Below are 23,602 nucleotides of genomic sequence, written 5' to 3' on the forward strand. Positions count from 1 at the left end.
TTGCTCTCCCTTTGTCTTAATTCTCATATTGATTTTAATAAATATTATTTCTGTTTAATGTTTAATCATGTAATCTTATTTTCGTCAAGTGTAGATTTCAAATTACTTGACAATTAACGCAAACTGTAATATTAGTTTAATAAAGTTAAGTTAGATTAGTTAAGTATAAGCTCCGATGGGGAGCTATGTTAAAAGATCATAATTACAATAAGGAGTTACCTATGATTCACCAAATCTCTCACCAAGACTTAGAACATGTATATGCGGATGCTGTAAACACAATCCAATGTGAAATGAACTTTGTAGAAGCAGTAAAAGCATTAGAAGATGCAGCAAAAGCTGGACATGGTAAAGCAGCAATGTTTCTTGCAGAACTTTACTACCAAGGTTTCCGCGTAGAACGTGATTCTTTAAAAGCGCAGTACTGGCAAAAGATGGCCACGATGCAAGCATAAGCAAACGTCACCTAGGTGGCGTTTTTTAATGCCTGAAGATTTTTTGATTAATAAATACTTACGCATTTGATACAATTTTTATTGTTTTAATAAATGCTTACGATTCACTATAAAGTACTCACAGTTCTTAAATGTATTTCTATTACAATAACACTGGTACATAAACAGACTATCGACTATGAAGAAGTATATCCACCTCCAACCAATATCGAACGAATTGTTTATTAAAATTTCTATTCTAAAATCACTGATGTATTGTGGTGTACTTTGGGGGCTTTATCATGAAGGATGGGCAATGAAATCAGCTTCAGAAGAAGTCTACTTCCCATTTTGGCTCAATGCGGTTCAAGCACATCAATATGCCAAGATTCACTGGCCTCACTATACACCACGCAAAATAACACCAAAAGACTTTAGAGAATCCTTATTGCCAACGCTTACCCGCTTGAACATTATGCCTGCATTATTTAATTCTTCATCTCGGAAATTCAAACTATCAACCACTCAAATGGATCATTTCTTTTTTCACAATACCGCTCAATTTCAAACGGCGTAAAGAACAAGCAGTATATTTTGATGTTTTCAAAATGTTGTAAAAAATAAACTTTATATTTTGTGACTGTAGAGTATTTGCAAAGTTAAAAAATACAGTTAATTTAAAGAGGTGCAGATTGATCAGCACCAAAGAAAAGGAAGAATAATTATGACGACAGTAGCACAAGTCATCCAAGATAAAATTGGTCACGAAATTTACACGATTTCCCCCTCTGCCACTGTATTAGAAGCCATTACACTTATGGCAAATAAAGGTATTGGTGCTGTCGTAGTCACAGAAGACACCAAAGTTGTCGGCATTCTTTCTGAGCGTGACTATACGCGTAAAATTGCCCTTATGCAGCGTACTTCAGATCATACAACTGTTGCTGAGATTATGACCTCCAAAGTTATATCTGTAACACGCAGCCATACAGTCGAGCAGTGTTTAGGTCTAATGACCGATGGTCATTTACGTCACTTACCGGTAATTGAAGCAGAAAAATTAGTTGGTTTTGTATCTATTGGTGATCTTGTTAAAGCCACGATGGAAGATCAAAGAAAATTAATTGAACAATTACAACAATACATTTCAGGCTAAGAAAAAGATAGATATAGCCCTTCAAATGGAGGGCTATATAATCAATAACTATAAATCATAATGAATATTTCAATCATTTTTCAAATTTCTAGATAATAAAAATAATCACCTGCTTTTAACTGATGATCTTCATTTAATACTGGAATAAAACAATTACATTCTTTAAAGAAATTCAGCATATCAGGACGTTCATTTTCTACATTGATTATTTTAATTTCTGGAATCTCTTTGGTCACAATTCTATACCTTTCATCATAAGCCGTACGTGATACATAAGCCCATAAAATTTTGTATTTATAGTCTTGATCAATATCAAAACTATAATCGTGGGATAATACTCCTACTTTCCATTCAGGTAAAAATGGTTTTCGGTACATCCGTTGCAATATTGTTGGCTTTACCAGTAAATGCATATTTACAATGATGTCAAGAATATAACCTGAGATATAGCCCATCAACGCTTTATCTTCATACTTCATCGTCCTTTGGACAATTAAACGTCCTTGTTCATTGTAGAATTTTACCTCTTCTCGGCATACTGGGTTTCTTAAATCACCTGAAAATAATCTGAAATGATTGCCAGACGATTGAATTTTTTGATTATATTCACCTTGAGAATATAGTCTTCTTAACTCATTCAGAGATCTAAACAAACCCAATTGATTGAAAAAACGATGATCTGCTAAACCGCACGCAACAATATAATCGTAGTTTTGGGTCACCTGCTGAATATTGTTTAAATAAGTTTCAAAACTAGTCGCAATGCTGTCATCCGTAGTTTTTGTATCTAGCGGGGCATTCTTGAATGGTTTTATTTTAATTACTTCAAAATCAAAACCCCAACTTTGCATGCAATCTTGAATATATTCCATTTCAAAATTTTTATTCAAATTTTCGAGGTCATAATCTACACACAGCACAGCAAATCTTAATTTTTTATAAACCTTTATTTCACTTATACCAGCCTGTCTTAATAAGGCTTTTTTGGAATTTGTAATAATATCATCTTTTTTTAAAACTAAATCTTTCTCTTGGTAGTCAGCCCCAATATTGACAATGCCCGTTCCTTTTTTTATATCAGCCAACACATCTCCTTTTTCAGGACTAAGATAAGCTGCTCTAAACCAAGGTAAATGTTGCTCTAAGGGTATCACCGTATTTGCTATATCTCCTATTTTCATATATGGAGCTATATCAGATAGGAATGTGTTTGTCTGTTTAATTGCAAATGGATTTTCCCCATTCATTAAATTTCGAAAGAAATGTATCGTTTCGATTTCTTTATACTGTTCTACAGAAGTAATATCATCTTGAATATTCAAAAATTTCCCACAAATTGCTGATAATGCTAGAGTCGGATACGCTGAATTAGCATAAATATCTTCTGCAAGCTTTCTACCTAAACAATTTTTTAAGGAAATTTTTTCTGTTAAATTTGAAATTGGCATGACTTGAGCAATATGCTCTTGCTGCCATAAATTATAATTTATATATTTACGGTTTCTGATTTCCAATGTAATAACTCAACAATGTTATAAAATTAAGCGATGATGCTTCAATGATTTTTATTAAAAATATGCTATTTGATATAATTTACATATCAAATAAATTATGCTAATGGCGTCGTTTAAACTCTTTTTCTCCAATAAAGTTCAATAATTTCATTATGATAACAGATAAATAAAAAACCCAGCCGAAGCCAGGTTTTAGATTGTTGAATTTTAAATCAGTTGAGATTTAACTTGCCAGCAACATAGTCTGCATCTTTATCACCGCGCCCAGAAAGATTGACCACAATTTTGATTTCTTTCGATAATTTCGGTGCTTCACGAATTGCCCAAGCCACAGCATGTGAACTTTCCAATGCCGGTACAATACCTTCTACACGGGACAGCATCATAAATGCATCTAAACATTCTTGGTCAGTCGCAGTTGAATATTCCACACGTCCCAAATCTTTCAAAAAACTATGTTGTGGTCCAACACCAGGGTAATCCAAACCTGACGCAATCGAATGCACAGGCAACGGCTCACCCTGCTCATTTTCAAGTACATAGCAAGCCATACCATGAATTTGACTTGGCTTTCCTAAAGTCAATGTTGCTGAATGCTGTTGAGTATCCAAACCATGACCAGCAGGTTCCACACCAACCAGTTTAACCTCTGCATCATTTAAAAATGCCGTAAATGCGCCAATTGCATTTGAACCGCCACCTACACAGGCAACCACATAATCGGGTTGAGCACCAAAACGATCTTGTGCTTGAACTTTAATTTCATTGCCAATAATAGATTGGAAATCACGTACCATTTTTGGAAATGGGTGTGGACCAACCACGGAACCAATCGCATAAATAAAGTTTTGTGGATCTTTTAAATATTCATCAAATGCGCTATCTACCGCATCTTTCAATGTTGCCATACCTTGCGTAACTGAAACCAATTTAGCGCCTAAAATTTTCATTTTGACAACATTTGGGTGCTCTTTTTCAATATCGACTTGTCCCATATGAATTTCACATGGAATCCCTACAAGTGCACAAGCAGTCGCCAAGGCTACACCATGCTGACCCGCACCCGTTTCTGCAATCACTTTGGTTTTACCCATATACTTGGCAAGTAAAGCCTCACCTAAGCAATGGTTAATTTTATGTGCGCCAGTGTGATTTAAATCTTCACGCTTTAAATAAATTTGTGCACCGCCCAATTGCTCAGAAAGGCGTTTGGCATAAAATAAAGGGCTTGGGCGACCAACATAATTGGCAAATAAATCCGCTAACTCATTCTGAAATTCAGCAGTTTGACGAATTTCTTCATAAGCAATGTTGATTTCGTCCATTGCCGCTTTTAAATGTGGTGGAATAAATTGACCACCATATTCACCAAAAAATCCTTGTTCATTTGGCAGTGCAATACCGTTAATTTGATGATCCATATCTATCCCTCATTAAAATATAAGCCGTTGAATGAGTGGGGCTATTGACAGTTCTGCAATATTTTCGACTCAATGTTTTAACTCATACACGGCACAACTTACGAAATTGAATTATTCTAAATGATAAAAATATTATTTCACAAGGCAACAAGCCCATAGTAGAACCATTTTAGTCTTCACGACACCTGATGCTACAAGCTCGACCTTACGTTATTCTTGCTCAACCTATGGCTAAAATTATCTTAGACGATCATAGACACCGACATGAAATTTAAAAATAGCTTCACTATTGTTGTATTTCATGTCTCACGCCATATACATCTCATTCGCAATTTTAGCCTACTTCAGAAGCTATTTTTTTACCAACCCAAAAAACAAGCTAAACCTTGATGCGATCCCAAATTTATCGTGACAAATACTTGGTCATATCTTCAATGCCCTTTAAAGTCATTGGAAACATATGGTCCTCAAATATCTGCTTAATCAAGGCAATGGTTTGCGTGTAGTGCCAGTAATTCTGTTCTTCTGGATTCAGCCACGCTGTTTTTTCAAAATGTTGACGTAAACGACGTAACCAGACATCACCAGCTTCATCATTCATATATTCAACGGAACCGCCCACCGATTTTAATTCATAGGGTGCCATACTAGCATCACCAACAACAATTACACGATAGTCTTTACCATAGGTATTAAACAAATCCCATGTGTTCATTCGTGTAGAAGAACGGCGATGATTATCTTTCCAAACGTAATCATATAAACAATTATGAAAATAAAAATATTCTAAAGTTTTAAATTCTGTTTTTGCTGCACTGAATAATTTTTCACATTGTGCAATATGAGCGTCCATCGAGCCACCCACATCAAATAGCATCAAAACTTTAATACGATTACGCCGTTCAGGGACCATTTGTACATCTAAAATGCCCTGCTTGGCAGTTTCATAAATAGTACTGTTGATATCCAATTCTTCAGCAGCACCCTGACGAGCAAACTTACGCAACCGACGTAAAGCCATTTGCATTTGCCGTGTACCTAAAATTTGCTCATCATCCAAATTTTGGTATTTACGCTGCTCCCATACTTTGACTGCTGAGTTTTTGCGGCTTGGTCCACCAATTCGAACACCTTCTGGGTGGTCACCATAAGCACCAAACGGAGAAGTACCTCCAGTACCCACCATTCGATTGCCACCTTGATGCTTTTTATGTTGTTCACGTAAACGTTCTTCCAACATTTTCATCAATTCTTCAAGCGAACCTGCTTTCATTAATTCAGCACGTTGCTCAGGTGTCAGATGCTTTTCAAGTAGCTCTAAATCAAACCAATCCTTTGGCAGTTTTTGAACTTTGCTAAGCAAATCATCAATATCAAAGGTGTGAATTCCTTCAAAATAATCTTTCATGGCACGATCATATTTATCAAAGAAGCGCTCATCTTTGACCATGACCGTTTTCACCAATTGATAGAAATCATCTTGATCAGCAAACACCAAGCCCTCACTCACCGCTTGGTTGAGATCAATCAATTCACGGGTAGATACAGGTACACCATATTTTCTGAGGGTATAAAATAATCGCACAAACATATGGCGATCTCCTCATTAACGACGTGACATAAAGGCTAAACGTTCAAGCAATTGAACATCCTGCTCATTCTTAATCAATGCGCCATACAAGGGTGGAATTGCTTTCGCTTTATCATGATTACGCAAAACATCTTCTGGCATATCGTCTGCCATGAGCAAACTTAACCAATCAATCAATTCAGACGTTGAAGGTGGTTTTTTTAAGCCTGGAACTTGGCGCAATTTAAAGAAGACTTGCAAAGCTTCAGAAACCAGAGTTCCAGAAATATTGGGAAAATGTACTGCAATAATTTCACGCATGGTCGCTTCATCAGGGAATTCAATATAATGGAAGAAACAACGACGTAAAAAGGCATCAGGAAGTTCTTTTTCATTATTTGAAGTGATGATCACGATAGGACGCTGAGTAGCAGTGATCGTTTCACCTGTTTCATAAACAAAAAAAGACATCTTGTCTAATTCATGTAACAAGTCATTCGGAAATTCGATGTCTGCTTTATCAATTTCATCAATTAATAATACACAACGTGATTCACTGGTAAACGCTTCCCACAACTTTCCGGGCTTAATATAGTTTTTGATGTCATAGACACGGTCATCACCCAACTGACTGTCACGTAACCGTGACACAGCGTCGTACTCATATAAGCCTTGCTGTGCTTTTGTTGTCGATTTAATGTGCCATGTAATCAGTTTAAGTCCTAAGCTTTCAGCAACCTGTTCTGCCAGTAAAGTTTTACCTGTCCCAGGTTCACCTTTAACCAGTAGTGGTTTTTGAAGTGCGCGAGCAGCCTTTACGGCTAATTTTAAACTATCAGTTGCGATATACTGTTCAGTACCAGTGAATTGTTGAGCATCAACAGACATAGATTACCTTTATTTTTTATTTAAAGTGGTGAAATATTTTTAGCGACAGCGTTGGCTTGCGTATTTTTATTGGTTTTGTATTTAGACCAAAAAAATCCGATGATTAATCCCAGCCCCATCACAAATGCAATCAAGGCAATGTTTGACCAAATCAATGCTGAATCTTTGGTTAAAATACCAAATAACAAGCCAAATATTGCAGGTGCAATTGCTGAGTTCGGTCCTTCAGAAATGGTGGGCGTTGCAAGAACTGCAAATACAATAATCCATGTGATCCCACCAAGTGGTGATGGCAATCGTTTTGAAATCGAATACCAACACCATAAAATTAAGAGCGTCCCAAGAATATAGACAGAAATTGCAATATTATCTTCTGGGATCGAATCCAATAGATCTAAAAAACTTGTCCATATTCCTGATAACTGATCAAGCACCGCGTAATCCCTCTGGTTCTGCCGCATTAGGATTAATTAAACCTTCTGGCGGCATTTGAATAAAGAAGCCTTTCGTCGTCAGTGAATCAATCACATGTAAAACATTTACTCGTGCTAATTTTCTTGATTCATTAAGTTCAAGGTGCATGACATGCGTTGCACGACCAAAAGCAATACGTACAGGTTCAGATAGTACATCTAAAGGATCTGCACTTTCGTCATGGTCTGGATGATTAGGACGAGCCACATAAAGATACATTTCATCTTTCTTGCTCGATTTATAAATATCACAATGCATTTTAAACAACAGCTTCTATAAAACTTATGTGACAGCATACATGAAAAAAACGACAGATACATTATCGAAATTTAACGTATCAGTCGTTATTTATGATCATTTGTGAAATCTTTGAGTAAAAATAAAGCATCACATATCATGACACAGCATTCACAGATCTTGTTGAAAAGCTAAGCAAACAGACCATCAAAACATGACATCAAGTTATTCATTCACTTTCATTTGCATACTTAAATAGTGAACATCGGCATGTAATAACTGAATCAGGGGTTGCGTCAATTGTTCATAACGCCAACCCAGTAGATAGCGTGGTAAATCTTGTTCTTTGCCTTGAAACACCACATGATGATACAAAGCATTCAACCACTTTTTACGCATGAGTACTTCTTTAGGGACTTGCATATCCAATGAAATTTGTGAAATTAACTCATCAACTTCAACTGTGATACCTTGTGAGGAGTGTTTAATTGGTCGTGCGATTCGTAATGGCCACTCATCCATCTCTGGTAAAAATTTTAATAAGTCTAAAATGGTTTTACCGTGCTCACGAACAATATTAGGTCGAATGCCCTTTACATTAGACAATTGAAAGTTATTCTTCGGATTAACTTCAACTAAATCAATCATCGTGGCATTTTTAAGAATAAAACTGCGGGGTTGATTCAGTGCCTTGACCATTTCTTCGCGCCACACACACAATTGTTGTAATTGCATCAATTGTTTGCGCGAATGACGATAGTTACCAATATCACTATATAACTTTTCTTTTGGTGTTTCTGAAGCAATTTCAAAGGTGAGATTTTGACAATCTTCCAATACTTGTTGATATAAGTTCTTCTGTTCCAACTGCGCTTTAACTTTTTCAGCCAATCTCATAATGTATAAAACATCATTTGCAGCATAATTCATCTGCTCGGTGGTCAAAGGACGAGCTAACCAATCTGAACGGGTCTGATCTTTATCAATATCAATGTCTAATATCAATTTTAAGGCATTTTGATAACTGACCTGTAAGCCATGCCCTAGGAAAGATAACGCCACTTGCGTATCAAACACATTCTCAAGATTCTTTTTTTCAGCATAATGATAGATTAAATCAATATCCTCACCACAAGCATGAAAAATATTTTGCTGCGCTTGAAAAAGTCGATGCCAGAACTGATCTAAATTGAGCGTGGTACCATCGAGTAAAAACACTTGACCATTGACATTGATTTGAAATACACCGAGTTTAGGCCAAAATGTATCAACCTTGATAAATTCAGTGTCTAGACCATATGTTGATGTGTGTTGCATTAAATTCAACACAGATTCAAGTTCAGTCTGTTGATTAATAAATTGGAACATGTCAGTTTAAGTCAAAATGTTACATTCAAATGAAATATGATTTTACCTTAATATATAAAATTTAAATATAATATTTTTGAACTAATTTGAGATAAATGTCTTATTTTTCAATAAAATTATTTTTAAAATATCCATTTTATATATAGGTTTTAGAACTTAATGAATTGATCCTTTAGAAAAAATAACGAATCATAGACTGACCGTTCTATCTAAGGGAGTTTACCTAATTTTTCTCAAAGTTATGTAAATAATTTTAAATAAAATCGAGTTTGTTTATCTTTTAAACACCTTAAATTCAAAATAAAGTGACTGAAAATAAACAAACCCAACATCTGATGAAGACAAAAAAGTATTATTTCATCCGCATACGATTGTGTACTGCTTGACTTAATGTATGGCTATCCACATATTCCAGCTCACCGCCTTGTGGAACACCTTGAGCAATTCTTGTCATCTGTAGTGAAAGATGTTTGGTTGCTTCAACAAGATAATGTGCTGTCGCTTGCCCTTCTACAGTTGCATTGGTTGCTAAAATCACTTCAGTAATATTGCCATCACTCAAACGCTGTACCAAGTAAGGTATACCAATTTCTTCTGGACCAATTCCATCTAAAGGCGATAAATGACCACCCAATACATGATATTTTCCACGAAAACTTCCGCTTTGTTCGATTGCCATAACATCAGCTGGAGATTCGACTACACAAAGCAGTTGATCATCACGATCATTCGAACAACAAATATCACAAACTTCATTTTCTGTCAGAGAGTGGCAAATACTACATTCGTGAATAAAAGAAGTCGCTTCATTTAACGCATGCGCCAAACCAATCGCGCCTTCTTTGTTTTTCATAATCAGATGTAATGCCATGCGTTGAGCCGATTTTGGTCCAACACTTGGTAAGATCCGTAACGCTTGTACAAGCTGATCAAAACGGTCGCTAAACACCTAAGATTCCTTAGAACAAACCTGAAAGACCAGGCGGTAGACCCATTCCTGAATTGGCTTCTTTCATGGTTGCTTCTGAAATAGCCTCTGCTTGACGTGCAGCATCATTCATTGCAGCTGCAATCAAATCCTCGATCATTTCTGGATCATCTTGTAATAAATCTGGGCTGATTTCGATACGCTTAACAACATTACGGCAAGTCATCGTTACTTTGACTAAACCACCACCCGCTTCTGCTTGAACTTCAGTTTGAGCAAGTTTTTCTTTAGCTTTCTTAACATTACTTTCCATGTCTTTTTGCATGCGCTGTGCTTGTTGCATCAACATATTAATGTTCATAAGGTACTCCGAACAAAAGTCTTTAAATAAATTTTTGTCTTGCACACATTGGCTATTTTTTTCAAAAATCACAAATGGGTGCAAGACTGTATTTGAGCAATGACGCCTATCTTAAATTAAATCTAATCCATGAGAAAGGTCGCGAATAATATCATTGACGTCTTCCAAACCAACAGACAGACGAATTAAACCTTCACGAATGCCCGCTGCAGCTTTTGCTTCAGGCGAAAGCTTACCATGTGTTGTTGTTGCAGGATGAGTAATGGTCGATTTGGCATCGCCCAAGTTGCCAGTAATTGAAATAAATTGTGTGTGATCAATGACTTTCCAAGCCCCTTCTCGCTCACCTTTCACCTCAAATGAAACAATCCCACCAAAGCCTGTTTGCTGTTTTGCCGCCAATTCATGACCAACATGCTCGGGCAATCCAGCAAAGTAAACTTTTTCCACTTTCGGGTGTTTAACCAACCATTCAGCAATGATCTGTGCACTTTCAGAGTGCGCCTTCATACGCAGTCTTAGCGTCTCCAAACCTTTTAAAAACACCCAAGCATTGAAAGGACTCATCGACGGTCCTGTCGTTCTTACATAACCAAATACTTCTTCTAGAAGTTTGTGATTACCAACAACAGCACCACCTAATGCACGACCTTGACCATCCAAATATTTAGTTGCTGAATAAATAACTAAATCCGCACCAAATTGTAGAGGACGTTGCAAGATTGGCGTACAGAAACTATTATCAATCGCCAACAAAGCATCATTTGCATGTGCCAAATCAGATAAGGCTTGAATATCAGCTACTTCTGCCAATGGATTGGATGGCGATTCAACAAAAAGTAATTTTGTTTCAGGGCGAACAGCTGCTTGCCATGCGCTTACATCAGTCAAATCAACAAAAGTCACGGCAACATTAAATTTAGCAACATACTTTTCAAACAACGCGACGGTTGAACCAAAAACAGCGCGTGAACAGATCACATGATCGCCAGCTTTCAAGAAAGACATCGCTACAGCCATAATCGCTGCCATACCTGAACTTGTTGCCACAGCACGTTCACCACCTTCAAGAGCAGCTAAACGCTTTTCAAACATCGTAACCGTCGGATTGGTAAAACGTGAATAAATATTGCCTGGCTCTGCACCTGAGAATTTTGCTGCTGCTTCAGCTGCATTTTCATAAACGAATGATGAAGTCAGAAAAATTGGTTCTCCATGTTCCCCTTCAAAACTGCGAGTATGACCTGTACGAATCGCTAAGGTGTCAAGTTGGTATTCAATGTCGTCGTGCTGGCTCATTTCAACTGCTCAGTCCTAAAACTGCCTTTGTAAAATATTGCCAACATTTTGAGCGTCCTATGTATTTAAGGTCAAGGTAAAATCGCAAATTATCACATACACTTCGCATAAATCTGTATAAAAATGAGACAAACATCGCTTATGACCCAAGTATCAGCCAAGTTCCAAGCAAGGAAAGCCAAGTTAAAAAATTTGACGACACGGATTTTCAATGGCAAGTCACTGGTTTTATCTCAAAGTACACCTTATGAAGTGATTGCAGAGCATCATCAAACCAAAGTACGTTACTATGCTGCGCCAGAAAAAAAGTTTAAAGAACCTTTGGTTTTTACCGCACCGTTGTCAATCAATATGGCGATCTATGATCTATATCCGTATCGCTCATTAATCAAACATTTTACAGAACAAGGCTTTGATGTTTATTTATTGGATTGGGGAAAATTAAGCTATCAAGATCGTGACTTAAACTTCCTTTACTTTATCGACGAATCAATGCCTTTATGTATCGACAAGATTCGAGAGCATTCACAAAGTGATCAAATCTCACTGCATGGGTGGAGTATGGCCGGAATTTTTGTATTACTATACAGTGCTTTACGTCAGCCCAATCATGTAAAAAATCTCATTGTACTCGCCAGTCCTATCGACAGTTATGCTTCTGGTGGAATTGGAAAACTGTATCAAAGAATCAATAGTCTGATTATCAAAAACCAAAAACTTAAAGATACACTTTATAAAGGAGGCTTACCGAGAAAACTGATCCATACTCCTGGTTTACTAAATGCGATTGGATTTAAAATTCTTGATCCCAAAGGCTGGTATGAAGGTCACAAACAATTATTACTCAATTTAGATGATCGAGCACTTTTACATGAGCATGCTACACTTGGAAATTTTCTCAATCATATGGTGGATTATCCTGGGGGTGTCAATCAAGATATGTTGTTTAATGTATGGCTTCAAAATCCACTAAAAAATGGTGTTATACAACTTAGCCGACATAAAATAGAACTTAAAAACATCAATTGTTCTTTGTTGGTGGGTGCTGGAAAAAGTGATCAAATGGTCACTGCCGATGCAGTTAAGCCTTTAATCGAATTGACAAATAGTAGCGATGTCACGTTTACTCTAATCCCTGGAGGACATTTAGGACTGATGTCTAGCCAAAAAAGTGCAGAAGAATTTTGGCCGACATTATCCAAATGGTTAGAACAACGATCGACTAAAAGTTAAGAGACAGTTATGAATACTACAGTTGCATTTATCGGTTTAGGTGCTATGGGCTATCGTATGGCAGCACATTTGCCTCAACATTTTGATACTGTTTATGTATGGAATCGAAATTTTGAAAAAGCCAAACAACATGCAACTGCGTTCGGCACTCAGGCGGTAGCTTTAGAACAGGCTGTTCAGGCTGATATAATTTTTTCATGCTTACCCACCAGTCAAGATGTTGATGATTTAATTCAGGGACTAAAAATTAAATCAGGTGCGATCTGGGTAGATTGCACCAGCGGTGTGCCTGATGCAGCACGTCAACAAGCATTACAGCTTAAACAACTTGATATTGAATTCGTGGATGCACCTGTAAGCGGACAAACCATTGGTGCTGAAAATGCCACACTCACCTTCATGGTGGGCGGATCGAATGATGCATTCCAACGCGCTTTGCCTGCAATGCAGGCAATGGGAAAACTAATTAAACATGTTGGCGATTCCGGTGCTGGATTTGCGGTTAAAGCTGTTAATAATATGATGATGGCAGTTCATTTATGTGCCGCCGCAGAAGGTTTCACCACACTCAAAGCGCATGGCGTAAATTTACATGAGGCATTAGATTGTATTAATGCTTCAAGCGGAAAAAGTGGTGTTACTGAATCAATCCTTCCGCAGCGTATTCTCAACAGAAGTTTTCCACTGACCTTTGGGCTACCTTTATTGGCAAAAGATACAGGAATTGCCATTGATTTAGTTCGCGAGGCGAAACTCTCTACACCAATTCTTGGTTTAACACAAAGCCTAATCCAAGCAGCAAACAGCCTTGCAACACCCGACAGTGACTTTTCAACTGCGGTAAAAATGTATGAATCATGGAGCAAAATTACACTAGATTAATTTTTCGTCATTGAATAATCACAACAAGCCCCTATAATCTAATCAAGTGACACACGATTATGTCAATTTTGAGGCGAACTCATGAACAAATATTTTATTGCTACACTGTCTGCTTTATCCATTTTTGTGGGCACACAAGCTTTCGCAGATAATGCACAAGAATGCAAAAAATTGCAGGATGATTACAATGTGATTTATGCATCAAAAGGTTTCTGTTTCAAAGATCCTGAGGCAAAGGCAAAATATAATAATGACAATTGTTATACAAGTAAGCCTAAATTTACTGAAAAAGAGCAACAAAAACTTGACTCTATCAAGGAACGTCAGAAAGAATTGAATTGTAAATAATTACATTCATACATTTAAGGAAGTAAATATGGCTTATGATGATCAGAATATTTTTGCTCGAATTTTACGTGGCGAACTTCCAGCATTAAAAGTTTATGAAGATGATCATGTACTTGCATTTATGGACATCATGCCACAGGCAGATGGTCACACTTTAGTTATTCCAAAAACCAAAGCCATTACATTATTGGACTTAGAACCAGAAGCTGCTGCCTATACCATTAAAATTGTACAAAAAGTTGCTCAGGCAATTGAAAAAGCTTTAGATGCAAAAGGGATTGTTTTAATGCAACTCTCTGGCGCATCAGCTGGACAAACTGTGCCACATGTACACTTTCATCTTATTCCAAGCTCTGTACACGAATTAGGTCGGCATGCTGCACAAATGGGCGATCAAGAAAAAATTAAAGTATTGGCTGAAAAAATTAAGTCTGCACTCATATAAAAAATTTTCTTTAGAAATGAGGCATTTATTGCCTCATTTTTTTGCTTAAAATTCTTATTATGTATCGTTTACGTCATCAAATTGTCATTTATTCTTCACTTATATGTAACAAAGTTTACAGATACTGCATGCAAGTTAGTAAGTAGTGCTTAACCAACACTTACTGAATAAAAAAAGTATCAGCAAACCCATTGAACATGTTTTGGAGAAGACTCAATGAAAAAAGTGCTACTCGCTGCAGCCATCACTACCCTTAGCATAAGCGCAGCTCAAGCAGCGCCTACATTGTACGGTAAGTTCAACGTAAGTTTAGATCAAATCGATAAAAATAAATTCGTAGATGAAAGCGTTACCAATGTAACCTCTAACAACTCTCGTATTGGTATCAAAGGTGAAGAAAAATTAACAGATAAATTATCTGCACTCTACTTAGCAGAATGGCAAGTAAATACAGATGGTGACGGTACTGACCTAAGTATGCGTAACCGTTATGTGGGGATTAAATCAGACGGTATTGCAACATTAAAAGTGGGTCGTTTCGATACTTACTTAAGAAATACAGCTGGAAACAATCAAGATATCTTCAATGACCTTATTGAACTCGATATGACAGCGATACTGGCGGGTGAAGACCGTATCAATAACGTTATTGGTTTTGAAACTGATAAAAAATTATTGGGTGGTTTAGGCTTTAACATCATGTTCCAGCAAGGTGAAGAATCATCTGCATTGAAAAATGATGCAAAAGGTCAAAAAGGCAGTCGCGATGGCTTTGGTGATGGTATTTCAACATCGCTCACTTATGAAAATAAAGACTATGGTTTAGCAGCTGCTGTTGGTGGGAACTTCGGTATCGCATCAAAATACAATGCATATAGCTCTGAACTTGGTGGTAGCTCTATCTACTCCGATGCAATCCGTGTTACAGGTTCTTTAGACTTTAAACCTTTAGGTCTTGATGGATTAGTATTAGGTGCATTATGGCAAACATTTAAACCAACTGATGATACTGTTGCTGTTTCTAAAACCTCTGGCACTCCTCCAGTCACAACAACAACTTCATTTAAAGGCTTAAAAGAAAATGCATATGGTATCACTGCTGCTTATGCAATTCCTTCAACACCAATTAAATTGAAAGCTCAATATATCTCATCTACCACTGAATTAGATGGTCGTGATGATCGTCAACAAGATCTTTACGGTGTAGGCGCAGATTATAACATCAACAAGCAAGTTCGCTTCTACGGTGTAGTGGGGCAACAAAAACGTGATTGGGCTGCTTCTGCTACAGCTGAGAAAAAGAAAACTGTTGTTGGCTTAGGTATGGAATATAGCTTCTAATTCCAAATCGAAGGTTTACACAAAAAACGGCAAGTTTACTTGCCGTTTTTTTTACAATTCCCTTTTCTAAAAATATCGAAACTCATCAAACCACGCATTTACTATTTTTTGATCTATATCAAATTTTGAAGATTCAACAAGTTGCTGTACAGCAACTCCTGTATCTTCCCTTTCAACAGTTTCAATATTGGGCAATGTATTAATCATCTCTATAAGTTCAATAATTGATTCTTTCACATCTTGCTCATTCTGTGCTTTGGAGATTTTTTTTAAAGCAGATTTATATGCTTTGATCGCAATTTTTGCATTTTTGCTTTGCCAGCTTTCAAATGGAATTCCATATTCAGTGCTAAACCATATTGGACTTATCAGTTTAGACACCGAAGAATAATCCAATTGTTTTTCTTGAGCTAAATGCTTTAATTCAGTATTTAACCTTTTCCCTATTTTTTCATCAATATTCCATGCAATGAAAGAGCTTAAGTTTTCCCAAGTATTTAAAGCAGGAAAGCCTTCCAAATTTACTGCATAACGTATTCCAATACGTTCAAGTTGGTGAAGTTGTTTTAAACATGCTGTATTGGTTATATTCCCGGTTAAGTTCAAATTTTTCAAATTAGGAAACTGTAGTAAGCTTTCACAATCTAAAGCCTGACCAATTGGTTTAACAATTACATCGAGTGAACTAATTTTTGCCAAGTCAGTAATAATTGGAAGATGGTACGCGGATACAGATTGATCTTTCTCAGTATTGGGTTCTATTCGAATATGATCAATTTTTTGCGTGGCTTTAATTTCAAAAAGCTCAATGTTTCCACAGAGATGAAGTGAATATAGACCAATATTATTGCTCTGCCCCAAAGTCAATTTGATCAGATCATCATTACTTTTTATTGCAAGATTACGAATTTGGGCATCACTCAAATCAAGACACAACGAGCGAGAGGGTTGCCAAAAGAAATTTTCAATTACTCTCTTCTTCGACCACTCCACAAAACTAGTATCATTTCCCCAATAGTAAAAAAATCTTGGCCAATCTCCATAAGGATGCAAATGCGCATTTTATTGACCATGTGGCGTATAAAAGGTATTAAAGACATCCCAATCGATTACAGCATTTTCACCGACAAGAACATCAAACTTTTTCTTGTCCATGCCAATTCGCCCAATCGAGAAACTCCCTTGACCAGCAGGAATTTTGATTTGATGGCTATCCGTACCTGTTAAAGAAATATAAATGGGAGTATCTCTATCCATGTTCATCCATTATTTTTAAACTGCACTATTCATTTTTCAGCTAAAACTTGAGTACTGATGATTGTGCAAATAAGTATATAAACTCAATACTAAATATATCAAGCTTAAAGCTTTAGCTTTGTTTCATATTAGCAAAGTTATGAAAATGTTAGGTTTAACGCTGTATATCAGCTCTCCCAACTCAAATGATCTAAATGACCTTGATGATCTGTTTTAACCACCATCAGTTGATCAGATAATTCACGATTAACTGTGTAATCAAATACTGCAAAATACGATGTGTCATATTTCCCATCTGGATAAAGCCCGATCCTTGTTAAATATAACTTGTTTAAAAACTGTTGCGCCTTGTCTATTGCGTTGGAAATCCCGATGTGTGCTAAGAAATCATCACCCAATTCATCAAGATGAAAATCCACATATTCTTTGACAGTACCGTCATGCTCACCTTCAAAATTTTGTTGAATATAAGCGTGGTTGTTTTGGTCAAATTTTTCTATATTTTCTATAAATGATTTAACTCGTTCAAAATTTTCTAAACTCAAAGCATTCGCTTCAAAATTCAAATCGATTTGAACCACTTTTCCATTCAGCTCAACATCGACTTCATAATATTCTTCTAAGTTTTCTGAGTTTATAGTTCCAAAATACGGCAAAGTATATGCTGGCATTTTTATAATCCTCATGCTTTTGTGTTTAAACGATGTATTCGGCTTAACCAGATTAAATTATTTTAGACACTATTTACTATTGGTTAAAATATATGAATGGTATATTTTTGCTATTCTATTTCATATTTTCCTATATTTGTTCTTTATGGGACTTTTTCACTTTTCTTCACGCATAAAAAAACACCCTCAACTTAGTTGAGGGTGTTTTAAGAATTAAAAGCTGGCGATGACTTACTCTCACATGGGTAACCCCACACTACCATCAGCGCTAAGAGGTTTCACTTCTGAGTTCGGGAAGGGATCAGGTGGTTCACTCTTGCTATTGTCGCCAGCAAACTGTTATGGACTTTTTCGGGTCTTATGGGTATGCCTTACTTTGTTCCAAATGAGTTTAACAGAAGAACATTTGAGTTGATTTTAACATAAAGCATAGCTTTATGTCTTGCGCTCGGACAAACATAATTAATGTTTGTTTATTCCTCGCTCATGTAACTAGCTTTACAACTAAATCAAGTTTCTTTGATCTTTTATGAATCAAATGATGCTTCACATACAACTGCTTGGGTGTTGTATAGTCAAGCCTCACGAGCAATTAGTATTGGTCAGCTTCATGCGTCACCGCACTTCCACATCCAACCTATCAACGTCGTAGTCTTCAACGGCTCTTTAGAGGACATAAAGTCCTAGGGAAATCTTATCTTGAGGTAGGCTTCCCGCTTAGATGCTTTCAGCGGTTATCCCTTCCGAACATAGCTACCCGGCGATGCGACTGGCGTCACAACCGGTACACCAGAGGTTCGTCCACTCTGGTCCTCTCGTACTAGGAGCAGATCCTCTCAAATTTCCAACGCCCACGGTAGATAGGGACCGAACTGTCTCACGACGTTCTAAACCCAGCTCGCGTACCTCTTTAAATGGCGAACAGCCATACCCTTGGGACCTGCTTCAGCCCCAGGATGAGATGAGCCGACATCGAGGTGCCAAACACCGCCGTCGATATGAACTCTTGGGCGGTATCAGCCTGTTATCCCCAGAGTACCTTTTATCCGTTGAGCGATGGCCCTTCCATACAGAACCACCGGATCACTAAGACCTACTTTCGTACCTGCTCGACTTGTGGGTCTCGCAGTTAAGCGCGCTTTTGCCTTTATACTCTACGCGTGATTTCCGACCACGCTGAGCGCACCTTCGTACTCCTCCGTTACTCTTTAGGAGGAGACCGCCCCAGTCAAACTACCCACCAGACATGGTCCTCGTCCCGGATAACGGGACAGAGTTAGAACCTCAATATTACCAGGGTGGTATTTCAAGGATGGCTCCATAGCAACTGGCGTCGCTACTTCTAAGCCTCCCACCTATCCTACACAAGTAAGATCAAAGTTCAATGTCAAGCTGCAGTAAAGGTTCACGGGGTCTTTCCGTCTAGCCGCGGGTACACCGCATCTTCACGGCGATTTCGATTTCACTGAGCCTCTGCTGGAGACAGCGCCCCCATCATTATGCCATTCGTGCAGGTCGGAACTTACCCGACAAGGAATTTCGCTACCTTAGGACCGTTATAGTTACGGCCGCCGTTTACTGGGGCTTCGATCAAGAGCTTCGCTTACGCTAACCCCATCAATTAACCTTCCAGCACCGGGCAGGCATCACACCCTATACGTCCACTTTCGTGTTTGCAGAGTGCTATGTTTTTAATAAACAGTTGCAGGGGCCTGGTTTCTGTGGCTGCCAATAGCTCAAGGAGCAAGTCCTATCACCGTCAGCAGCGTACCTTCTCCCGAAGTTACGGTACCATTTTGCCTAGTTCCTTCAGCAGAGTTCTCTCAAGCGCTTTGGTCTACTCGACCTGACCACCTGTGTCGGTTTCGGGTACGATTCCTGTGTAACTGAAGCTTAGAGACTTTTCCTGGAAGCATAGTATCAGCCACTTCACGAGTAAACTCGCTTGCTATCAGTTCTCAGCATAGAGCACCCCGGATTTGCCTAAGATGCATGCCTACAACCTTTCACCTGGACAACCAACGCCAGGCTGACTTAACTTTCTCCGTCCTCTCATCGCATTACACAGAAGTATTGGAATATTAACCAATTTCCCATCGACTACGCCTCTCGGCCTCGCCTTAGGGGTCGACTCACCCAGCCCCGATTAACGTTGGACTGGAACCCTTGGTCTTTCAGCGAACGGGTTTTTCACCCGTTTTGTCGTTACTCACGTCAGCATTCGCACTTCTGATACCTCCAGCATGCTTCTCAACACACCTTCATCGGCTTACAGAACGCTCCCCTACCACGTATACAATGTATACATCCGCAGCTTCGGCATATAGTTTTAGCCCCGTTACATCTTCCGCGCAGGCCGACTCGACTAGTGAGCTATTACGCTTTCTTTAAAGGGTGGCTGCTTCTAAGCCAACCTCCTAGCTGTCTATGCCTTCCCACATCGTTTCCCACTTAACTATAATTTTGGGGCCTTAGCTGGCGGTCTGGATTGTTTTCCTCTTGACTACGGACGTTAGCACCCGCAGTCTGTCTCCCGGATAGTACTCATAGGTATTCGGAGTTTGCATCGGTTTGGTAAGTCGGGATGACCCCCTAGCCGAAACAGTGCTCTACCCCCTATGGTATTCGTCCGAGGCGCTACCTAAATAGCTTTCGGGGAGAACCAGCTATCACCGAGTTTGATTAGCCTTTCACCCCTATCCACAAGTCATCCCCTGGCTTTTCAACGACAGTGGGTTCGGTCCTCCAGTTAGTGTTACCCAACCTTCAACCTGCTCATGGATAGATCACCCGGTTTCGGGTCTATACCCAGCAACTAAACGCCCTATTAAGACTCGATTTCTCTACGGCTCCCCTATACGGTTAACCTTGCTACTGAATATAAGTCGCTGACCCATTATACAAAAGGTACGCAGTCACCGAACAAGTCGGCTCCCACTGCTTGTATGCATGCGGTTTCAGGATCTATTTCACTCCCCTCACAGGGGTTCTTTTCGCCTTTCCCTCACGGTACTGGTTCACTATCGGTCAGTCAGGAGTATTTAGCCTTGGAGGATGGTCCCCCCATATTCAGACAAGGTTTCACGTGCCTCGCCCTACTCGTCATCATTATATGTGCACTTTCGTGTACGGGACTATCACCCTCTACGGTAGCACTTCCCAGAGCTTTCCGCTAATACACATATAACTTAATGGGCTGATCCCCGTTCGCTCGCCGCTACTGAGGGAATCTCAATTGATTTCTTTTCCTAAGGGTACTGAGATGTTTCACTTCCCCTCGTTCGCCTCGCATGACTATGTATTCATCATGCGATACCTACCTTATGGTAAGTGGGTTTCCCCATTCAGAAATCTCCGGATCACAGGATATTTGCCGCCTCCCCGAAGCTTATCGCAGGCTATTACGTCTTTCATCGCCTCTGACTGCCAAGGCATCCACCACATGCACTTAATTACTTGACTATACAACCCCAAACAGTCGTTAATCCCTACAAGGAGGATCAACAATGTGGATTTAACCACTTCTATTTGTTGCCTGTGAACTTAATCACTGTACAGCTTCAATTTAATTCATATACCAAAACGCTTGATTCAGTTTTATCGCTAGTTCTCATTTCATTCCGCTTTAACAATTGCTTGTTAAGCTTCATAAAACGAGTTAAACAATTATTTCAACTCAAATATATTCTGTTAATGATTCTCTACCGCCTCGTCAGCGAGTAGTTCACTGTGATAAATCACAGAAGTTAATAAACTCTATAAACTTCAGTTCATTAATTTCTATAATCAATCTTTTTTTAATCAGGTAACTGCGTAGTAGTGGTGGAGACTAGGAGAGTCGAACTCCTGACCTCCTGCGTGCAAAGCAGGCGCTCTACCAACTAAGCTAAGTCCCCAGCTTAAGATCTTAATATATCTGCTCTTCTGTGTTCAGTAGACTTGGTGGGTCTGACAAGACTTGAACTTGTGACCCCACGCTTATCAAGCGTGTGCTCTAACCAACTGAGCTACAGACCCTCAGATACATCAATGAAGAACAACTTGTTGTGGATTCTTACCAATCGTCAATCTTTCGTTAAGGAGGTGATCCAGCCGCAGGTTCCCCTACGGCTACCTTGTTACGACTTCACCCCAGTCATCGGCCACACCGTGGTAAGCGTCCTCCTTACGGTTAGACTACCTACTTCTGGTGCAACAAACTCCCATGGTGTGACGGGCGGTGTGTACAAGGCCCGGGAACGTATTCACCGCGGCATTCTGATCCGCGATTACTAGCGATTCCGACTTCATGGAGTCGAGTTGCAGACTCCAATCCGGACTACGATCGGCTTTTTGAGATTAGCATCCTATCGCTAGGTAGCAACCCTTTGTACCGACCATTGTAGCACGTGTGTAGCCCTGGTCGTAAGGGCCATGATGACTTGACGTCGTCCCCGCCTTCCTCCAGTTTGTCACTGGCAGTATCCTTAAAGTTCCCATCCGAAATGCTGGCAAGTAAGGAAAAGGGTTGCGCTCGTTGCGGGACTTAACCCAACATCTCACGACACGAGCTGACGACAGCCATGCAGCACCTGTATGTAAGTTCCCGAAGGCACCAATCCATCTCTGGAAAGTTCTTACTATGTCAAGACCAGGTAAGGTTCTTCGCGTTGCATCGAATTAAACCACATGCTCCACCGCTTGTGCGGGCCCCCGTCAATTCATTTGAGTTTTAGTCTTGCGACCGTACTCCCCAGGCGGTCTACTTATCGCGTTAGCTGCGCCACTAAAGTCTCAAAGACCCCAACGGCTAGTAGACATCGTTTACGGCATGGACTACCAGGGTATCTAATCCTGTTTGCTCCCCATGCTTTCGTACCTCAGCGTCAGTATTAGGCCAGATGGCTGCCTTCGCCATCGGTATTCCTCCAGATCTCTACGCATTTCACCGCTACACCTGGAATTCTACCATCCTCTCCCATACTCTAGCTCCCAGTATCGAATGCAATTCCCAAGTTAAGCTCGGGGATTTCACATCCGACTTAAAAAGCCGCCTACGCACGCTTTACGCCCAGTAAATCCGATTAACGCTCGCACCCTCTGTATTACCGCGGCTGCTGGCACAGAGTTAGCCGGTGCTTATTCTGCGAGTAACGTCCACTCATCTTGGGTATTAACCAAAAGAGCCTCCTCCTCGCTTAAAGTGCTTTACAACCATAAGGCCTTCTTCACACACGCGGCATGGCTGGATCAGGGTTCCCCCCATTGTCCAATATTCCCCACTGCTGCCTCCCGTAGGAGTCTGGGCCGTGTCTCAGTCCCAGTGTGGCGGATCATCCTCTCAGACCCGCTACAGATCGTCGCCTTGGTAGGCCTTTACCCCACCAACTAGCTAATCCGACTTAGGCTCATCTATTAACGCAAGGTCACAAGTGATCCCCTGCTTTCCCCCGTAGGGCGTATGCGGTATTAGCATCCCTTTCGAGATGTTGTCCCCCATTAATAGGCAGATTCCTAAGTATTACTCACCCGTCCGCCGCTAGGTCAATTACCGAAGCAATCTCCCCCGCTCGACTTGCATGTGTTAAGCCTGCCGCCAGCGTTCAATCTGAGCCATGATCAAACTCTTCAGTTAAAATCATTAGTGACTTAAGGTCACAATTCTGGCTCATCAATTACTGACAAATTCTCTCAAATAAACTTCGAGTAATTTAAACCAACAATCAATGATAATATTTCGATCAATCAATCAGTAAAAATCCACACAAGTTGTTCTTCATATTCTCTTAATGATCA

Annotated in this window: 21 protein-coding genes, 2 tRNA genes and 3 rRNA genes; 8 read left to right on the plus strand and 18 right to left on the minus strand. The window is 39.3% G+C overall.

Annotated elements, in window-relative coordinates; translation table 11 throughout:
* Positions 1–221 precede the first annotated feature (221 nt).
* From ACINWC743_RS06310 to ACINWC743_RS06320, 3 genes are all read left to right on the plus strand, one after another.
* Complete coding sequence (locus tag ACINWC743_RS06310) at positions 222–455, plus strand: hypothetical protein (RefSeq protein ID WP_004719607.1); 234 nt, start codon at positions 222–224, stop codon at positions 453–455.
* Between the two features lie 178 nt (positions 456–633).
* On the plus strand, positions 634–1,011 hold the full coding sequence (locus ACINWC743_RS06315) for a DUF2750 domain-containing protein (protein WP_004830394.1): 378 nt from the start codon (positions 634–636) through the stop codon (positions 1,009–1,011).
* A 147-nt stretch (positions 1,012–1,158) separates the two neighbouring features.
* Positions 1,159–1,590 carry a CBS domain-containing protein gene (locus tag ACINWC743_RS06320; protein ID WP_004830393.1) on the plus strand — a complete coding sequence of 144 codons (432 nt, stop codon included), beginning with the start codon at positions 1,159–1,161 and terminating at the stop codon, positions 1,588–1,590.
* A gap of 80 nt (positions 1,591–1,670) precedes the next feature.
* Here ACINWC743_RS06320 and ACINWC743_RS06325 read toward each other — a convergent pair whose 3' ends face one another.
* The 10 genes from ACINWC743_RS06325 to ACINWC743_RS06370 all read right to left on the minus strand — a co-directional run bounded on the left by ACINWC743_RS06325 (position 1,671) and on the right by ACINWC743_RS06370 (position 11,650).
* On the minus strand, positions 1,671–3,104 hold the full coding sequence (locus ACINWC743_RS06325) for a MoeA protein (RefSeq protein ID WP_009584797.1): 1,434 nt from the start codon (positions 3,102–3,104) through the stop codon (positions 1,671–1,673).
* Positions 3,105–3,316: 212 nt separating this feature from the next.
* Positions 3,317–4,525, minus strand: a complete 1,209-nt coding sequence (gene trpB / locus ACINWC743_RS06330) for a tryptophan synthase subunit beta (protein ID WP_009584801.1) — start codon at positions 4,523–4,525, stop codon at positions 3,317–3,319.
* A gap of 403 nt (positions 4,526–4,928) precedes the next feature.
* The gene (locus ACINWC743_RS06335) at positions 4,929–6,116 is read right to left on the minus strand and encodes a vWA domain-containing protein (RefSeq protein ID WP_004830390.1); all 1,188 of its coding nucleotides are present in this window, start codon (positions 6,114–6,116) and stop codon (positions 4,929–4,931) included.
* A 15-nt stretch (positions 6,117–6,131) separates the two neighbouring features.
* On the minus strand, positions 6,132–6,983 hold the full coding sequence (locus tag ACINWC743_RS06340; RefSeq protein ID WP_009584783.1) for an AAA family ATPase: 852 nt from the start codon (positions 6,981–6,983) through the stop codon (positions 6,132–6,134).
* A 20-nt stretch (positions 6,984–7,003) separates the two neighbouring features.
* Positions 7,004–7,444, minus strand: coding sequence for a hypothetical protein (locus ACINWC743_RS06345; protein ID WP_042066816.1), 441 nt, complete (start codon positions 7,442–7,444; stop codon positions 7,004–7,006).
* The gene (locus tag ACINWC743_RS06350; RefSeq protein ID WP_004830387.1) at positions 7,410–7,715 is read right to left on the minus strand and encodes a YcgL domain-containing protein; all 306 of its coding nucleotides are present in this window, start codon (positions 7,713–7,715) and stop codon (positions 7,410–7,412) included. The genes ACINWC743_RS06345 and ACINWC743_RS06350 overlap by 35 nt, the downstream gene beginning before the upstream one ends.
* 204 nt (positions 7,716–7,919) lie before the next feature.
* On the minus strand, positions 7,920–9,062 hold the full coding sequence (locus tag ACINWC743_RS06355) for a ribonuclease D (protein WP_009584776.1): 1,143 nt from the start codon (positions 9,060–9,062) through the stop codon (positions 7,920–7,922).
* A gap of 352 nt (positions 9,063–9,414) precedes the next feature.
* Entirely contained in the window at positions 9,415–10,011 is a 597-nt protein-coding gene (gene recR, locus ACINWC743_RS06360) for a recombination mediator RecR (RefSeq protein ID WP_004830384.1), read from the minus strand.
* 10 nt (positions 10,012–10,021) lie between these two features.
* The gene (locus ACINWC743_RS06365; RefSeq protein ID WP_004830383.1) at positions 10,022–10,351 is read right to left on the minus strand and encodes a YbaB/EbfC family nucleoid-associated protein; all 330 of its coding nucleotides are present in this window, start codon (positions 10,349–10,351) and stop codon (positions 10,022–10,024) included.
* A 111-nt stretch (positions 10,352–10,462) separates the two neighbouring features.
* Positions 10,463–11,650 carry an O-succinylhomoserine sulfhydrylase gene (locus tag ACINWC743_RS06370; RefSeq protein ID WP_009584798.1) on the minus strand — a complete coding sequence of 396 codons (1,188 nt, stop codon included), beginning with the start codon at positions 11,648–11,650 and terminating at the stop codon, positions 10,463–10,465.
* Between the two features lie 141 nt (positions 11,651–11,791).
* Between ACINWC743_RS06370 and ACINWC743_RS06375 the strand changes: the two genes are divergently transcribed.
* The 5 genes from ACINWC743_RS06375 to ACINWC743_RS06395 all read left to right on the plus strand — a co-directional run bounded on the left by ACINWC743_RS06375 (position 11,792) and on the right by ACINWC743_RS06395 (position 15,899).
* On the plus strand, positions 11,792–12,883 hold the full coding sequence (locus ACINWC743_RS06375) for an alpha/beta fold hydrolase (RefSeq protein ID WP_004830381.1): 1,092 nt from the start codon (positions 11,792–11,794) through the stop codon (positions 12,881–12,883).
* Positions 12,884–12,892: 9 nt separating this feature from the next.
* Positions 12,893–13,765 carry an NAD(P)-dependent oxidoreductase gene (locus ACINWC743_RS06380; protein ID WP_009584764.1) on the plus strand — a complete coding sequence of 291 codons (873 nt, stop codon included), beginning with the start codon at positions 12,893–12,895 and terminating at the stop codon, positions 13,763–13,765.
* Between the two features lie 81 nt (positions 13,766–13,846).
* Entirely contained in the window at positions 13,847–14,113 is a 267-nt protein-coding gene (locus tag ACINWC743_RS06385) for a YARHG domain-containing protein (protein ID WP_004830378.1), read from the plus strand.
* Between the two features lie 28 nt (positions 14,114–14,141).
* Positions 14,142–14,558: an HIT family protein gene (locus ACINWC743_RS06390; protein ID WP_009584799.1), complete on the plus strand. Its 417-nt coding sequence runs from the start codon at positions 14,142–14,144 to the stop codon at positions 14,556–14,558.
* Positions 14,559–14,774: 216 nt separating this feature from the next.
* Positions 14,775–15,899 (plus strand): porin, encoded by a 1,125-nt coding sequence (locus ACINWC743_RS06395; protein WP_009584802.1) that lies wholly within the window; start codon positions 14,775–14,777, stop codon positions 15,897–15,899.
* Positions 15,900–15,965: 66 nt separating this feature from the next.
* On the opposite strand, the gene ACINWC743_RS06400 is transcribed toward ACINWC743_RS06395, so the two are convergent.
* From ACINWC743_RS06400 to ACINWC743_RS06430, 8 genes are all read right to left on the minus strand, one after another.
* A complete protein-coding gene (locus ACINWC743_RS06400) occupies positions 15,966–16,823 on the minus strand; it encodes a hypothetical protein (protein ID WP_009584803.1) in 858 nt (285 codons plus the stop codon).
* Positions 16,824–16,961: 138 nt separating this feature from the next.
* Positions 16,962–17,156 carry a hypothetical protein gene (locus tag ACINWC743_RS24785; RefSeq protein ID WP_009584785.1) on the minus strand — a complete coding sequence of 65 codons (195 nt, stop codon included), beginning with the start codon at positions 17,154–17,156 and terminating at the stop codon, positions 16,962–16,964.
* 167 nt (positions 17,157–17,323) lie between these two features.
* Positions 17,324–17,827, minus strand: a complete 504-nt coding sequence (locus ACINWC743_RS06405; RefSeq protein ID WP_009584779.1) for a DUF2004 domain-containing protein — start codon at positions 17,825–17,827, stop codon at positions 17,324–17,326.
* A gap of 218 nt (positions 17,828–18,045) precedes the next feature.
* Positions 18,046–18,160, minus strand: a 5S ribosomal RNA gene (gene rrf, locus ACINWC743_RS06410).
* A gap of 238 nt (positions 18,161–18,398) precedes the next feature.
* Positions 18,399–21,289: ribosomal RNA gene (locus ACINWC743_RS06415) — 23S ribosomal RNA — on the minus strand.
* Between the two features lie 358 nt (positions 21,290–21,647).
* Positions 21,648–21,723, minus strand: a tRNA-Ala gene (locus ACINWC743_RS06420).
* Positions 21,724–21,767: 44 nt separating this feature from the next.
* A tRNA-Ile gene (locus ACINWC743_RS06425) sits at positions 21,768–21,844 on the minus strand.
* A gap of 59 nt (positions 21,845–21,903) precedes the next feature.
* Positions 21,904–23,441, minus strand: a 16S ribosomal RNA gene (locus ACINWC743_RS06430).
* The 16S, 23S and 5S rRNA genes sit together here with 2 tRNA genes alongside, the layout of an rRNA operon.
* Between the last annotated feature and the right edge of the window lie 161 nt (positions 23,442–23,602).

Source organism: Acinetobacter sp. WC-743, from assembly GCF_000335555.1.
Classification (GTDB): domain Bacteria; phylum Pseudomonadota; class Gammaproteobacteria; order Pseudomonadales; family Moraxellaceae; genus Acinetobacter; species Acinetobacter bereziniae.